Here is a 14198-nt window from a genome sequence, read left to right as displayed (position 1 = left end):
CCTGCTGGCAGCGGGCGATTGCGACGGTCGACATGACGCAACCCACAAGCCTGCTGCGACACCAGGTCGCGAGGTCGGCGCTGCTTCGACAGCGCCCGGGGCAGGTGATTGCCGCAGTCGTGCTGTCGATGATCGTGCTCGCGGCGATCGTGCCCGGTCTGTTCACGGACGGCCTGCCCTACGAGGCAGATCCGCTCGCGACGCTGCAACCGCCCAGCCTCACGCACCCCTTCGGCACGGACGCCAACGGCCGCGACGTCTTCACCCGGGTCGTGTACGGCGCTCGGCACTCCTTGCTGGCCGGGCTCGGCGCGGTGGCCCTGGCGGTCACCGTCGGCACCCTGCTCGGGTTGATCGCCGGGCTGGGCGGCCGCATCGCGGACGAGATCATCATGCGGTTGGTGGACGTCACGATGTCCCTGCCCAACCTGCTGCTGGCAATGCTCGTCCTCACCCTCGCCGGGCCGGGCGCGCTCAACTCGATCTACGCGATCGCCATCTACATCGCACCGGGGTACGCCCGGCTGGTCCGCGTGCAGACCATGGTGATCCGCCGCTCCGAGTACGTGCAGGCGGCCACCGCGCTGGGTCTGCGCCGGGCACGGGTGGTGCTGGCCCACATCGTGCCGAACGCGTTCGTCCCGTTGCTGGTCCTGGCCACCATAGAGGTCGGGACCGCACTGGTGGCCGCAGCGTCGCTGAGCTTCCTGGGTCTGGGCGCGCGTCCGCCCGCCCCGGAGTGGGGCGCGATGTTGGCGGCCGGGCGTGACTACTTCTCGGTGGCCTGGTGGACGGCGGTCTTCCCGGGCCTGGCGATCACGTTCACCGTGCTCGCCATCACGGTGGTCGGTGGCGCGCTACAACGGCGGTTGGAGGGGCTCGACGGCCCCGAGGGAGGCAACTGATGGCAGTGTCCGACGGGGGCGGTGCCGGGCCGGGTCTTCCCGACAACCGTCCGATCATCGAGGTGGAGAATCTGACCGTGACGTTCGGCGCGATCCGGGCGGTTCGAGGGGTCTCCTTCACCGTACGATCCGGCGAGTGCGTGGCCATCGTCGGTGAGTCCGGATCGGGTAAGAGCGTCACCGCTCGTACCCTGTTCGGGCTCCCCGGCAGCGGGGCCACGGTGGATGCCACGACGCTACGGATCAATGGCCGTGACGCGCTCACGCTGCGGGAGAAGCAGTGGCGGGCCGTGCGTGCCCGCCTCGGCTACGTGCTGCAGGACGCCCTCGTCTCGCTGGACCCGCTGCGCCGGGTAGGGGCCGAGATAGCCGAGCCGCTCCGGCTGCACGGTGTCCTCGCCCGGGACCGCGTTCCGGCGCGGGTGATCGAGCTGCTGCGTGCGGTCGGCGTTCCGGAGCCCCAGGCACGTGCTGCGCAGTTTCCGCACGAGCTCTCCGGCGGGCTGCGCCAGCGGGCGTTGATCGCGTCCGCCATCGCCTGCGACCCCGACCTGCTCGTCGCCGACGAGCCCACCACCGCGTTGGACGTCAGCGTCCAGGCGCAGATCCTGCGGTTGCTGGCTGAGCGGCGCCGCGAGGGGACGGCGTTGTTGCTGATCAGCCACGATCTGGCAGTGGTGGCAACGCTGGCCGATCGGGTGCTGGTGATGAAGGATGGCGTCTTCGTCGAGGACGGCCCCGTCGCACAGGTGCTGGAAGCACCGTCGCACCCCTACACCCGGGCGTTGCTGGCCGCGATACCCGGGGCGCAGAGCAAGGGCAAGTGGCTCTCGCTGCCGACCGGGTCGGCGCAGGCAGATCCGGTTCCGGCACCGTCGACCCCCGGTCCGGGCGAGGTGGTGATCGAGGCCCGCGGGCTGGTGAAGCGGTATGGCACCCGCATTGCCGTGAATGACGTGTCGTTCCAGTTACGGGCAGGACAGACCCTGGGCCTGGTGGGTGAGTCCGGCTCGGGCAAAACCACAATCGGACGGCTGGTGCTCGGATTGCTGACGCCGGACCACGGCGAAGCGCTTGTCGACGGCGTCGCCTGGAGCCGGATGTCCGGCCGCCGACGCCGCGAGGTACGCCGGCACATCCAGGTGGTGCACCAGGATCCGTTGAGCTCGTTCGATCCCCGTTTCGACGTTCGACAGATTCTCGACGAGGCACTGCTGGTGGGTGGTGTCCCCCGGGCCCAGCGCCGGGCCCGGGCGGTGGAGCTGCTGGAGCAGGTCGGCCTGGACGAGACCATGTTGCACCGCCGGCCCGCTCGCCTCTCCGGCGGCCAGCGCCAGCGCCTCGCGATCGCCCGTGCGCTGGCTCCCGGACCCCGGGTGTTGGTCTGCGACGAACCCGTGTCCAGCCTGGACGTCTCGGTACAGGCGCAGGTGCTGGATCTGCTCGTTCGCCTTCAGCGGGAGACCGGACTGGCATATCTGTTCATCTCGCATCATCTGGGCGTCATCTATCACATGAGTGATGAGGTCGTGGTGCTCAACGACGGCCGGGTCGTGGAGAGCGGTGAGGTGGGGCAGGTCTTCACCGCACCACGTGCCGAGTACACCAGAGAGCTGCTGGCCGCGATCCCCACGATCCGGGTGCCGGCCGGCGCCGGCATCGGCGGCAGTCACGCCGAGTTCCCCCAGGAGGCGACATCGTGACCATCGACCTGAAACAACGAAGCGTCACCGCCGACGGTGCCAGCGGCCTACGTGCCGATCCCGAGCGATACCACCTGTACCTGTCCTGGTCGTGCCCCTGGGCGCAGCGGACGGCCATCATTCGGTCGCTCAAGGGCCTGCACGATGTCGTGTCGCTGTCGTACGTCGACGACGAACGTGACGCCCGCGGCTGGGTCTTCCGGGAACGCCGCGGCCTTGACCCGGTGAACGGCTTCACCCACCTGGCGGAGGCGTACGAGGCCACCGTGCCCGGCTACCCCGGGCCGTATCCGGTGCCCGTCCTCTGGGACCGCGAGACTCACCAGATCGTCAGCAACGACGACGCGAGCATCGGATACGACCTCGCCACTGCGTTCGACGCCTGGGGAGATCCGGCAGTCGAGCTGTATCCCCAGCAACTGCGAACTGACGTCGCCCGGCTCACTGCTCTGCTCGAAACCAACCTCAGCGGCTGCGCGTACACGGTGGCGCAGACCACCACCCAGCCCGGGTACGAGGCAGCCCGCCGTAGGGTCATCGGCGTCCTTGACCGGTTGGACGAGCGGCTCACCGACCGCAGATTCCTCTTCGGAGACTCGATCACCGGGGCGGACGTCTGCCTGTGGCCCACGCTCGTCCGGTTCGACCTGCTCGACAATCCGCTCGGCAAGATCAGTGAACGGGGACTGACCGGCTTTCCGAATCTGTGGGCCTACGCCCGTGACCTCTACCAACTGCCCGCATTCCGGGACACCACGGACTTCGACAGCTACCGCCGTGACCGGTCCGCCATCCGAGCGCACGGGCCCGAGCGGATCGTCGTGGATCCGGTGGACCTGGACTGGTCGCAGCCGCATGACCGGGACCGACTCACGGCCGCGTGACCGGGTAGCGCTTGCTCGCCTGGGCGTCACGTCATCGGAGCCGGCGACGTCACGATCTCCCGCAGCCCGCGCAGAAGCCGGTCGATGTGCTCGGCGGTCGTGCCGATGCCGATGCTGGCCCGGACCGCATACCTGTCGGTCGGGCGGTCGAGCCGCTCGGCTGCGTCGGCCAGCAACGTGCGGGCGAGCGGGTGGGCGCAGAACAACCCGTCACGCACGCCGATACCGTGGTCAGCGGCGAGCCGGTAGGCGACGTCCGCTGCTCGCTGGTCGGCGACCGCGAAGCTGACGATGCCGACCCGGTCGTGGTCGACGTCGAACGTTCGCAGTTCCGCCACCTGAGGCAGGGCGGCGAGCCCGTCACGCAACCGCGTCAGCAGATCCTGTTCGTGGTGAGCCAGCACCGCCGGTGAGGTGGCGAGCGTGGCGCAGGCGGCGGCGAGCGCAACCGCGCCCAGCAGATTCGGTGTGCCGGCCTCATGCCGAGCGGGACCAGACTGCCATTGCACCTCGGCCGCCTCGTCACCGACGTGCCTGGTCGCCCCGCCGCCGGCGAGATACGGGGCGGCGTCGTCGAGCCAGTCGGCCCGGCCGGCCAGCACTCCCGCGCCGAACGGCGCGTACAGCTTGTGCCCGGAGAGCGCCAGGTAATCGATGCCGGCGGCGGTCATCGAGACCGGACGGTGCGGGGCCAACTGGGCGGCATCGACGGCGATCCGCGCACCGTGCCGGTGCGCGACCTCGGCGAGTTCGGCTATCGGCCAGACCTCTCCGGTGACGTTTGATGCGCCGGTGACCGCCACCAGCACGGGGCCTGCGCTGCCCAGGTCGGCCAGTGCCCGGGTCAGCCCGGACACCACCGCCGGCAGGTCCGCGGGCACCGGCAGGCAGTGAACCCGCGGCCAGGGCAGGAGGTTCGCGTGGTGCTCGCCCGCCCAGGTCACCACGGTGGCGTGGGGTGGCAGTGCCCGGGCGAGCAGATTCATCGCGTCGGTAGTGTTCCGGGTGAAGATCACATGGTCGTCGGGCCGGGTGTCGAGGAAATCCGCGATGGTCTGGCGGGACTGCTCGTACGCCAGTGTGCACCGACGCGACGCCGCGCCGGCGCCCCGGTGCACACTGGCGTACCAGGGCAGGAGTTCGTTCACCGCATCGGCGGCGGCAGCGAGGCAGGGTGCGGTAGCGGCGTAGTCGAGGTTGGCGTATGCGACGGTGGTGCCGTCGGAAAGACGGACTGGCAGATCCGCGCCGAGCACCACGGGAGCGATCGTGGGCACACTGGTCCTTCGTGACGGTGGACCCATACGGGTCCGCGCTTGCCTATCCGGCGGTCGCCGGCGGCCTGGTCCTCACCCGGAGGCACCCCACCGCGGACGCACGAGGGTTGCCGGCCAGCAGGCCGGGGCCTTGACGCTGACACTCATGACCGCAGCCGATGTTGCCACACCTGCTGGCCTCACCGCCAGTGACTCTGCGCATCACCGTCGTCCACGACGCACGCTGGCACCCGCGTCGGTCCATTGTGGTGCCCTGTCGGGCCCGCCGGATGGTGCTGATGCACGACCGATGACACCCTCGGCGGTGAGCCGAGCAGGCGAAACGTCCGCGCCGATTATCGGCGCGGACGCTCGTGCTGCCGGTCGTCGTGCGAATCAGCTCCCGAAGGTGCCGATGTAGAGCAGGCGGTTCGGTGATCCGGCTCCGGGGTTGATGACCACGTTCGGGGTCGCTGCGGCGACGATCGCCGCGTTCACCGCCGCCGGTGCCGCCGAGGGGTTGTTCCGCAGGTAGATCGCGGCGGCGCCGGCCACGTGCGGGGCGGCGAACGAGGTGCCACTGCCGGTGTACGTGGCGGTGTCGCTGGTCCGCCAGGCGGCGGTGATCGACACACCCGGGGCGAACAGGTCCAGTGCGGTGCCGTAGTTCGACCAGGTGGGACGGGTGTCGGTGCGGTCGGTGGCACCGACGGTCAGCGCCTCGGTGACCCGGGCCGGTGAGGTTCCGGTGGCCGGGACGCCCGAGTTGCCCGCGGCGATGGTGTAGGTGATGCCCGCGTTGATCGAGCGACGGACCGCGGCGTCGAGGGTGGTGCTGGCGCCGCCGCCGAGGCTCAGGTTGGCCACGGCCGGCCGGGTGGCGTTCGCGGTCACCCAGTCGACACCGGCGATGACTCCGGCCGTGGTGCCGGAGCCGCTGTTGTTGAGCACCCGCACCCCGACGATTGTGGCGTTCTTGGCCACCCCGTAGGCGCTACCTGCGGCGACAGAGGCCACGAAGGTGCCGTGCCCGTTGCCGTCGTCGGTGTTGAAGTCGTTGTCGACCGCGTCGTAGCCGTGCACCGCGCGGCCACCGAAGTCCTGGTGGGTGATCCGGACCCCGGTGTCCACCACGTAGATCCGCACGCCGTTGCTCGGACCGTAGGTGAACGACTGGTTCAGCGGCAGGTTCCGCTGGTCGATGCGGTCAAGGCCCCAGGACGGCGGGTTGGTCTGGGTGGCCAGGGCCTGCACCCGCTGGTCCTGCTCGACGTAGGCGACCGCCGGGTCGGCGGCCAGCCGGCGGGCGGCCCGCTCGGTGAGGGTGGCCGAGTAGCCGTTGACCGTCCGCCCGTAGATCCGGTCGACCCGGCCGCTGTGCCGGGTGGTGAGACCCTCCGCACGGGAGCGGGTGAGCTGCTGCCCGTCCTTGAGCACGACGATGTAGCTGCCCGCGACGGCGGTCGACAGGTCGGCGCCAAGGACGGTGCCGGTGGGCGTCGCCGCCGCCGGGTTGACCCCGGCGGTGGCGAGTAGCGCACCCGCGAGAGCCGCGGTGCCCAGAGTGCCGAGCCGGCGACGGGTGACGAGGTGGGTGAGCCTCACGTGGTTGCTCCTTCCTGAGCCGACCGTGGCAGCGGCCGGCGCGCTCCGCACTCTCATCCTTTGAGGATGGTGATGTGCGGAAACCCTTGTGGTGCACCGTGTTCGGTGCGCCACCAAAGCTAGGGCGAAGCAGCCGATCGATGGTTGCCGTTGCTTTAGGCTTCTGTTGCCGGGTTGCTCCAGTCGTAACAAAAAACAACCTCGTGCGACGATCTCGCGACCGTCCCGTCCTTTGATCTCCGCTTGCCTATTCCCTACTGTCGCTATAGGAAAAGTGGGTGACCACCACAGTCCCCGTGCCACCCGCCACGGAAACCTCGACCGGTGCGTTGACGGTCACCCGAGGGGCTCTGACGCCCCGTGGCGGACGACGCCGCCGGATCCTGCTCCGGCTACTCGCCCTCGTCGTGCTCTACGGGCTCTGGGAAGTCGCCGCCCGGGTCACCAGAAACCCGACTTTCATCCCCTCCCCCGGCGCGGTGTGGCACCAGTTGGTCCAGACGTCGACCACCCACGACGGCATCCGCGGCTACAGCGGACACCTGCTCATCGAGCACCTCGGCGTCAGCCTGCGGCGCATCCTGATCGGGTCCGTGATCGGCGTCGCCGGTGGGGTGCTCCTCGGCGTCGTGATGGGCACCGTCAGTTGGATCCGGGTGGTGATCGAGCCGGTCGTCACCTTCGTCCGGGCCCTTCCCCCGCTCGCCTACTTCAGCCTCTTCATCATCTGGTTCGGCATCGACGAGACCCCGAAGCTCTGGTTGCTCTCCATCGCCGCGATGCCGCCGGTGGCGGTCGCGACCGCGGCAGCCGTCTACGCCGCACCGACCGGTCTGGTGGAGGCCGCCCGGGCGCTCGGTGCCAGTCGTGCTCAGGTGATCCGCGACGTGGTGCTACCCCACGCGCTACCGGAGATCTTCACCGGAATCCGGATCGCGGTCGGGGTGGCGTACTCCTCGGTGGTCGCCGCGGAGACGATCAACGGCGTGCCCGGCATCGGCGGCATGGTCCGCGACGCCCAGCGCTACTCCCAGACCGACGTCGTCGTCCTCGGCCTCTTCGCCATCGGCCTGTCCGGCCTCATCATCGATGCCCTGCTACGGAGCGCCGAGAACCGGCTCATTCCGTGGCGGGGCCAGATCTAGGAGAACACCAGATGCGCAAGACAGTCAGTCTGCTGGCAGCCGTGTCCCTGCTCCTGACCGCCTGCGGAGACGGTGCCGCCAGCGGCGGCGACCCGGCCCGCAAGACCATCCGGATCGCCTACCAGGCATTCCCGAGCGGCGACCTGATCGTGAAGAACCAAGGGCTGCTGGAGGATGCCCTACCCGACTACCAGATCACCTGGACCAAGTTCGACTCCGGTGCGAGCATCAACACCGCCTTCGTCGCCGGAAGCATCGACATCGCGGCAATCGGGTCGAGTCCGGTCGCCCGCGGACTCTCCGCACCACTGAACATTCCGTATCAGGTCGCCTTCGTGCTCGACGTGGCCGGCGACAACGAGGCACTGGTGGCCCGCAACGGCGCCGGGATCACGGATGTGGCCGGACTGCGCGGCAAGAAGGTCGGGACCCCGTTCGCCTCCACCGCCCACTACAGCCTGCTGGCCGCGTTGGATCGGGCCGGCATCAAGGAATCAGAGGTCACCATCGTCGACCTGGAGCCCCAGGACATCCTGGCCGCCTGGACCCGAGGCGACCTGGACGCGGCCTACTCCTGGTTGCCGTCGCTGGACGAACTCAGAAAGACCGGTACGGTGCTGGTCACCAGTCGCGAGCTCGCCGCCGACGGCAAGCCCACGCTGGACCTCGGCGTCGTCGCCACCGACTTCATCCAGGCGCACCCGGCGGCAGTGGACGCCTGGCGCAAAGCGCAGTCCCAGGCCCTGAACCTGATCCACGACAACCCCGCGGCGGCAGCGAAGTCGGTCGGCGCCGAACTCAACCTCAGCCCCGAGGAAGCGCAGCAGCAGCTCTCGCAAGGTGTCTTCCTCAAACCGGCGGATCTGGCCGGCGCCGAATGGCTCGGCAACTCCGTGGCCAAGGGCAAGCTCGCCGAAAACCTGGTCAGCGCGGCACAGTTCCTCAAGGACCAGCAGAAGATCGACGCCGTACCGGACCTGGCAACCGTGCAGGCCGCCATCTACACCGAAGGACTACCCGATGCCCTCGGCTGAGTCCGGTGGCACCCCGGCGATCGCCGTCACCGACGTCGAGCACAGGTACGGCGACACCGTCGCCCTCGGTCCCCTCAACCTGGCGGTGCCGCCGGGCGAGTTCCTCGTCCTGGTCGGCGCGTCCGGGTGCGGTAAGAGCACACTGCTGCGGCTGATCGCCGGTTTCGAACGGCCCACCACCGGCACGGTCCTGACCGGCGGGGTGCCACCGATCCCAGGGCGCGGCGCGGGCCTGGTCTTCCAGCAGCCCCGGCTCTTTCCCTGGAAAACTGTCGGCGGCAACATCGAGCTGGCTCTGCGTTACGCCGGGCAGTCCACCGATGGCGTCGACGCGTTACTTCAGCGGGTCGGGCTGCCCGACGTGGCGAAGCGCCGCACCTGGCAGATCTCCGGCGGCCAACAGCAGCGAGTCGCGATCGCCCGCGCCCTCGCCGCCGACCGCCCACTACTGCTGCTCGACGAACCATTCGCCGCGCTCGACGCGCTCACCCGCGAGCGCCTCCAGGAAGACCTGCGCTCGGTCAGCGCCGCGACCGGGCGTACCTCGATCTTCGTCACGCACAGCGTGGACGAGGCGGTCTTCCTCGGCAGCAGGGTCGTGGTGCTCAGCCCTCGCCCCGGTCGGATCGTCCTGGACCTGCCCATCCCGCTACCCCGCGCCGGCATCACCCCGGACGACCTGCGGGGCCTGCCCGATTATGCCGCCCTGCGAGCCGAGATCGGACACGCCGTCCGAAGCGAAGGAGCATCCGCATGACAAAGGTCGCCACGCAGCTCGACCTCGAGCCGCTCGGACCGCACTTCGGCGCCCTGATCCACGGTCTGGATCTGGCCACCGCCACCGACGAGGAGATCGTCGCGTTACGTGCCGCTCTGGTCGAGCGTAAGGTGCTCTTCCTCCGCGGCCAGCGCCTCGACGACGACGGCCAGGTTCGCCTGGGCCGCCGGCTCGGCGAACTGACCGCCTCGCACCCGGTGATCGGCGGCGTCGATGACGCTCACCCCGAGATATACGCCCTCGACAGCACCGACAACGGCTTCGCCGACGTATGGCACACCGACGTCACCTTCATGAAGCGACCGCCGCTCGGCTCGATCCTGCGCCCCGTCGTCCTTCCGCCGACCGGCGGCGACACCAACTGGGCCGACGCACAACTGGCGTACGAGTCGCTCAGCGAACCGGTACGACGGCTTGTCGATCAACTCACCGCCATCCACGACGGCACCCGCGAGTTCGGCTACTACCTGGCGCAACGTGGCGGCAACGTGTGGGAGGGCCGACAGGTGTCCCGGCTGGACCCGGTCGAGCACCCGGTGGTCCGGGTCCATCCCGAGACCGGTCGTCGCGGGATCTTCGTGAACCCGGGTTTCACCTCGCACATCGTCGGCGTGTTCGGACTTCGAGAGCCGAGCCATCCTGGACCTGCTCTACGCCCACCTCACCAAGCCCGAGCACATCGTGCGGCACCGCTGGCAAGCCGGGGACGTGGCGCTCTGGGACAACCGCAGTACCGCTCACTACGCCAACCGTGACTACGGATCCGATCGGCGGGTCATGCACCGCATCACGCTGCGCGGTGACATTCCCCGCGGCGTCAGTGCGAGAACGGCTCCAGGCACCCGAACTCGGCAGCCGAGCCGGTGACCTCGACCATGACTCGGTCGGGCCGCACGTCCCCGATCACACAGCCCACGTCCGCGAAGCGAACCGCGTACACCGCGCCCGGCGGGGATGCCTCCTGACCGATCGGCGGCCGCATGGCCGTGACCTCGATCGCGTCTGCCTTGATGCCCAGGTCGAGCAGCGCTCGCTGGGTGGACGCCGGTGCGAAATCCCCCGCCGCGCGTAGTTCGTCAAGCCTGGGCCGGATCTGCGCGGCAAGTCTCTGGCCGGTTCGCTGGTCCGCGGCGGAGAGTTCGTGCCGTTGCTTCCAGCCGTTGTTGTCGGCGTGGTTGGGGGGTGCGTCCGCCTGCGGACCGGTCGGCTCCGCCGCCACCGCGGGCGACGCCGACGGACTTGTGGGTATCGCCTGCGCGTCGCCGACCCGGGTGTCTGGGGCCGCACAGCCGAGCGCCAGCAAGGCGAGCGAGGCAGCACCCGTCGACCAGCTGATCTTCGCTGCCCGCATCACCGACCCCCGTCGTCTGGACTTCGAGGACCTGATTCTACGAGGCAGCGGGGAGCTGTCATCGACCTGAGACCGGACCGTTGTCGCAGTTCGACGCGGCCTCACCGGCCACCGTCCACCTGCCGGCCGGTCTGGCTCACCTCCGACCGCAGGTGAAGGCCCACCGTCTAACGTTCGAGTATGTCGATCGACGATCGCGATCTGGTCATCAAAGCGGCAGAGGCGGGCGCGACGGTGGTGCGCTCCTACTACGGGTTGTCGCTGAGCCGGTGGAAGAAGTCTGGCGAGGACTTCGCCACGACGGCCGACATCGAAGCAGAGAGAGCCATCCTCGACGTCCTGCACGCCGCCCGGCCGGACGACCTCGTCGTGGCGGAGGAGAGTGGGCGCACCGGGTCCGACGGAAACGGACGCACCTGGCTGGTCGACCCGCTGTGCGGGACGCTGAACTTCGCCGTACACAACATGCTGGTCTCGGTCAACGTGGCCCTGCAAACCGGGACGCGGGCTCTCGTGGCAGCCTCGGCAGATCCGTTCACCGGCGAGGTGTTCTGGACCGACGGCGCTGGGGCCCACGTGCGACGCGATGGCGTGGACGAACCACTGGCCCCGTCAGCCGAGTCGGGGCTGGTGGACGTCAACCTCGACGCACCGTTTCCCAACGAACGGGTTTTCCGGGCCGCCCGGTTACTTTCCGACCCCCGATTCATCGCGCGGTTCCGCCCACGCGTCGTCTCCACCACCCTGGCGGTGGCCTGGGTCGCCGCCGGCCGTCGTGCCGCCTACGTCACCGACGGCCCCCTATCGGGGAATGTCCACTTCACCGCCGGCATCGCCCTCTGCCACGCAGCCGGCTGTGTGGTCAGCGGGATCCACGGTCAACCCCTCCACACCGGTGCGGGCGGCCTCGTCGTGGCCGCCGACGAACAGACCCACACCACGCTGCTCACCCTGATCCGAAACCAACGCGCAGAAGGAGACTGAACGGCTGTCGCCTTCCCGGCACGGCCCAACCCTGGACCCGCCTCCCGCACGTGGTCTACCGGGGACCGGCCCGGAGGTGGTGCTCTGGATGGGCGCACTCGCCGCCGCCAACACCTACTTCACGCGGCGGAACGCCGGTTAGGAATCGGATGGGCAATACTGGGCCGGCAGGGTGCCGGCTTCGACCAGAGGACGTGGGAGCAGGCCAGTCCTCTGGACCGGGTCTGGGGCATCGGCACCTCGACCTTGACGATATCCGTCGATAGGATGACGCCATCCACGTGGTACGGAGGCGAGGGTCGGGTGCGGGCGGGCGAGGGCACCAGCCTGGGGCGGCTGCTGCGGCACCATCGAGCGGCCGCCGGGCTGACGATCGAGGAACTCGCCGACCGGTCCGGCGTGAGTAGCCGGGCGCTGAGCAACCTCGAGCGCGACCTGGTTCGCCGGCCACAGCGCCGTACCCTGACCGCAGTCCTCGACGTGCTGGCGCCGCCCGCCGGCGACCGCGCCCTGATCGAGGAGACCGCCCGCGCCGGCCGGCCGCCGCTCGGGCCGTGCCCGATGCCTGCGCCGCCCGCCGACTTCACCGGCCGGGCCGAGTCGCTCGGCAGGCTCGGCGAACTCGTCGAGTCGGCGGAACCGCCGGCCGTCGTCGCCGTACTCACCGGGCAGCCTGGCGTCGGCAAGACGGCGCTGGCGCTGCGCGCGGCCCACGACCTCACCGAGCGGTACCCGGACGGGCGGTTCTTCGTCGATCTGCGCGGCACCCACCAGCACCCGGCGAGCGCCGGTGAGGTGCTGCAACGGCTGCTGCTGGCGCTCGGCTTGAGCGAGTCACGGATACCGGCCGACGTCGACGAGCGGGCTCGGATCTACCGTGGGCTGCTGCGGCACCGGCGAGCGCTGCTGGTGCTGGACAATGCGGCCTCCGAGGAGCAGGTGCGGCCGTTGCTGCCCGGCGACGGCCCAGCCCTGGTGCTGCTCACCTGCCGGCGCTGGTTGAGCGGGCTGGAGGCGGTGCACTGGCTGCCGCAGGAGCCGCTGTCACCGGCCGAGTCGACGGCGCTGCTGCGGGCCGTCGGCCGGGTCGAGGACGTCGCGCCGGAGCGGATCACCGCACTCGCCACGCACTGCGGGCACCTGCCGCTCGCGCTGCGGATCGCCGGGCAGCGGCTGCGCGACGACCCGGCACTCACCGTCGCCGACCTAAACGCGCGCCTCGCGCAGGCCCGGAATCGGGTCGCTGCCATCGACGGTGACAACTCCGGCCTGTCCGCGGCGCTCGCGCTGTCATACCGCTGGCTTTCGGTGACCGGGCGCACGACGCTGCGGCGACTGGCGCTGATCCCGGGGCCGGACTTCACCGCGGACGCCGCAGCCGTGCTGTGTGGAGTCGATGTGACCGAGGCTGAGGACCGGCTCGACGGGCTGGTCGAGTCCGGGCTGCTCGGGCTCCGGCCACCGGACCGCTACGGGCTGCACGACCTGGTCCGCGACTTCGCCATGACCTGCCTGGAGCGGGACGAGCCGTCGGCCGCGCCAGCGCTGCGGGAGAGCCTGGTGACGTGGCTGCTGGAGGCGACCGTCCGGGCCGGGCGGCACTTCGAGCCGGGTGGGCCGGCGCCGGACGACGAATCGGATGCCGACCAGGCCCGCGACTGGCTCGACGCCGAGCGGGAGAACTGGCTCCCGGCGCTGCGGATCGCGGCCGAGACCGGGCGGGACGACCTGGTCGTCGCGGTCTCCGATGCGCTGCACTGGTTCTCCGACCAGCGAATCTACCTGGACATCTGGCCGGAGGTCTTCCGGCTGGCTGCCGAGGCGGCGACCCGCACCGGCGACTTGGCCCGGCAGGCCACGCACCTGAACTATCTTTCCTGGGCGCAGACGCTCTGTCTGAACGACGCGTCCGCGGGCCTGGCCACCGCCCGGGCGGCGCTGCGGTCGGCCCGGCGTGCTGGCGACCGTGCTCAGCAGGGCTGGGCGCTGCTCTACGCCGCGTCCGCGCAGCTGCGGCTCCGCGAGTTTGACGCCGCCCTGCGGCTGCTACGACGGGGAAGCGGCGTGCTGAGCGCGGCCGGAGATCACGAGGGCACGGTGCAGGCCGTGTCGATGACCGGCATAGCGTTGCGGGCGCTCGGCCGCACGCCCGACGCGCTGCGGGCGCACCGGCGTACGCTGCGGTTACTGCGCGACGCGGAGTTTCCGATCGCGGCAGTTCCGCGCGCCTACTCGGACGCGATCACCTGCCGGTGGATCGGGTCGAACCTGGCGGATCTGGGACGCTGGGACGAGGCGGTCGGCGCCCTTCGCGAGGCGGTGACGGGCTCACGCGCCTGCGGGCTGCGAACCCAGGAGTTGGCCGCGCTGATCGGGCTGGCCGAGGCTCTGCGGCGCACCGGCCGCGCCGCGGAAGCGGGTGAGTATCTGGCAGCGGCGGTCGAGCTGGCCGACTCGCTCGGTGACGCCGAGAGCGTCGCTCGCGCCCGTGCGGCGCTGGCCGAGCTGAACTCCGGGGCGGTGAGTGGCTGAGCTGCGGCGGATCGCGTCGCG

At 70.3% G+C, this 14198-nt stretch carries 13 protein-coding genes and 1 riboswitch; of the genes, 10 read left to right on the top strand and 3 right to left on the bottom strand.

Translation table 11 applies throughout. From position 1 onward, the window contains the following. Positions 1-32: 32 nt before the first annotated feature. Genes C1I93_RS00345 through C1I93_RS00335 form a run of 3 tightly spaced genes read left to right on the top strand, consistent with a single transcriptional unit; the run spans position 33 to position 3492 of the window. Complete coding sequence (locus tag C1I93_RS00345) at positions 33-905, top strand: ABC transporter permease (protein ID WP_111241150.1); 873 nt, start codon at positions 33-35, stop codon at positions 903-905. Next, a complete protein-coding gene (locus tag C1I93_RS00340; RefSeq protein WP_111241149.1) occupies positions 905-2608 on the top strand; it encodes a dipeptide ABC transporter ATP-binding protein in 1704 nt (567 codons plus the stop codon). Before C1I93_RS00345 ends, C1I93_RS00340 begins: the two co-directional genes overlap by 1 nt. After that, positions 2605-3492, top strand: a complete 888-nt coding sequence (locus C1I93_RS00335) for a glutathione S-transferase C-terminal domain-containing protein (RefSeq protein ID WP_111241148.1) — start codon at positions 2605-2607, stop codon at positions 3490-3492. The genes C1I93_RS00340 and C1I93_RS00335 overlap by 4 nt, the downstream gene beginning before the upstream one ends. Positions 3493-3518: 26 nt before the next feature. Here C1I93_RS00335 and C1I93_RS00330 read toward each other — a convergent pair whose 3' ends face one another. Together C1I93_RS00330 and C1I93_RS00325 are read right to left on the bottom strand one after the other, a co-directional pair. Next, positions 3519-4769: an aminotransferase class V-fold PLP-dependent enzyme gene (locus C1I93_RS00330; protein ID WP_111241147.1), complete on the bottom strand. Its 1251-nt coding sequence runs from the start codon at positions 4767-4769 to the stop codon at positions 3519-3521. Between the two features lie 30 nt (positions 4770-4799). Then, positions 4800-4920: riboswitch (SAM riboswitch) on the bottom strand. A 224-nt stretch (positions 4921-5144) separates the two neighbouring features. Further along, the gene (locus tag C1I93_RS00325) at positions 5145-6353 is read right to left on the bottom strand and encodes a S8 family peptidase (protein WP_223256392.1); all 1209 of its coding nucleotides are present in this window, start codon (positions 6351-6353) and stop codon (positions 5145-5147) included. A gap of 278 nt (positions 6354-6631) precedes the next feature. On the opposite strand from C1I93_RS00325, the gene C1I93_RS00320 reads away from it, so the two are divergent. The 5 genes from C1I93_RS00320 to C1I93_RS32165 are packed head-to-tail and all read left to right on the top strand — an operon-like array spanning position 6632 to position 10177. Next, positions 6632-7498 carry an ABC transporter permease gene (locus C1I93_RS00320; RefSeq protein WP_111241145.1) on the top strand — a complete coding sequence of 289 codons (867 nt, stop codon included), beginning with the start codon at positions 6632-6634 and terminating at the stop codon, positions 7496-7498. 11 nt (positions 7499-7509) lie between these two features. Continuing rightward, positions 7510-8532 carry a taurine ABC transporter substrate-binding protein gene (locus C1I93_RS00315; protein WP_111241144.1) on the top strand — a complete coding sequence of 341 codons (1023 nt, stop codon included), beginning with the start codon at positions 7510-7512 and terminating at the stop codon, positions 8530-8532. Beyond that, complete coding sequence (locus C1I93_RS00310) at positions 8519-9289, top strand: ABC transporter ATP-binding protein (RefSeq protein ID WP_111241143.1); 771 nt, start codon at positions 8519-8521, stop codon at positions 9287-9289. Before C1I93_RS00315 ends, C1I93_RS00310 begins: the two co-directional genes overlap by 14 nt. Next, positions 9286-10065, top strand: a complete 780-nt coding sequence (locus tag C1I93_RS00305) for a TauD/TfdA dioxygenase family protein (protein ID WP_258378243.1) — start codon at positions 9286-9288, stop codon at positions 10063-10065. The genes C1I93_RS00310 and C1I93_RS00305 overlap by 4 nt, the downstream gene beginning before the upstream one ends. Beyond that, positions 9992-10177: a TauD/TfdA dioxygenase family protein gene (locus C1I93_RS32165; RefSeq protein ID WP_258378242.1), complete on the top strand. Its 186-nt coding sequence runs from the start codon at positions 9992-9994 to the stop codon at positions 10175-10177. The genes C1I93_RS00305 and C1I93_RS32165 overlap by 74 nt, the downstream gene beginning before the upstream one ends. On the opposite strand, the gene C1I93_RS00300 is transcribed toward C1I93_RS32165, so the two are convergent. Further along, the gene (locus tag C1I93_RS00300) at positions 10128-10661 is read right to left on the bottom strand and encodes a DUF6993 domain-containing protein (RefSeq protein WP_111241142.1); all 534 of its coding nucleotides are present in this window, start codon (positions 10659-10661) and stop codon (positions 10128-10130) included. The two genes, C1I93_RS32165 and C1I93_RS00300, sit on opposite strands and share 50 nt — an antisense overlap. Before the next feature lie 180 nt (positions 10662-10841). Here C1I93_RS00300 and C1I93_RS00295 point away from each other — a divergent pair, with 180 nt between their 5' ends. Continuing rightward, on the top strand, positions 10842-11645 hold the full coding sequence (locus C1I93_RS00295) for an inositol monophosphatase family protein (protein ID WP_111241141.1): 804 nt from the start codon (positions 10842-10844) through the stop codon (positions 11643-11645). 267 nt (positions 11646-11912) lie between these two features. After that, on the top strand, positions 11913-14177 hold the full coding sequence (locus tag C1I93_RS00290) for an ATP-binding protein (protein WP_111241140.1): 2265 nt from the start codon (positions 11913-11915) through the stop codon (positions 14175-14177). Positions 14178-14198 lie beyond the last annotated feature (21 nt).

The sequence above is a fragment of the Micromonospora endophytica genome, from assembly GCF_003236305.1.
Classification (GTDB): Bacteria; Actinomycetota; Actinomycetes; order Mycobacteriales; family Micromonosporaceae; genus Micromonospora; species Micromonospora endophytica.
The sequence above is the reverse complement of the archived record's forward strand: the minus strand, read 5'-3'. Positions and strand labels throughout refer to the sequence as shown.

What these genes read in the sequence shown, in the direction of transcription:
- C1I93_RS00315 (WP_111241144.1), top strand. Translation starts at nt 7,510, where the DNA reads ATGCGCAAGACAGTCAGTCTGCTGGCAGCCGTGTCCCTGCTCCTGACC.
- C1I93_RS00345 (WP_111241150.1), top strand. Translation starts at nt 33, where the DNA reads ATGACGCAACCCACAAGCCTGCTGCGACACCAGGTCGCGAGGTCGGCG.
- C1I93_RS00340 (WP_111241149.1), top strand. Translation starts at nt 905, where the DNA reads ATGGCAGTGTCCGACGGGGGCGGTGCCGGGCCGGGTCTTCCCGACAAC.
- C1I93_RS00305 (WP_258378243.1), top strand. Translation starts at nt 9,286, where the DNA reads ATGACAAAGGTCGCCACGCAGCTCGACCTCGAGCCGCTCGGACCGCAC.
- C1I93_RS00310 (WP_111241143.1), top strand. Translation starts at nt 8,519, where the DNA reads ATGCCCTCGGCTGAGTCCGGTGGCACCCCGGCGATCGCCGTCACCGAC.
- C1I93_RS00295 (WP_111241141.1), top strand. Translation starts at nt 10,842, where the DNA reads ATGTCGATCGACGATCGCGATCTGGTCATCAAAGCGGCAGAGGCGGGC.
- C1I93_RS00300 (WP_111241142.1), bottom strand. Translation starts at nt 10,661, where the DNA reads ATGCGGGCAGCGAAGATCAGCTGGTCGACGGGTGCTGCCTCGCTCGCC.
- C1I93_RS00290 (WP_111241140.1), top strand. Translation starts at nt 11,913, where the DNA reads ATGACGCCATCCACGTGGTACGGAGGCGAGGGTCGGGTGCGGGCGGGC.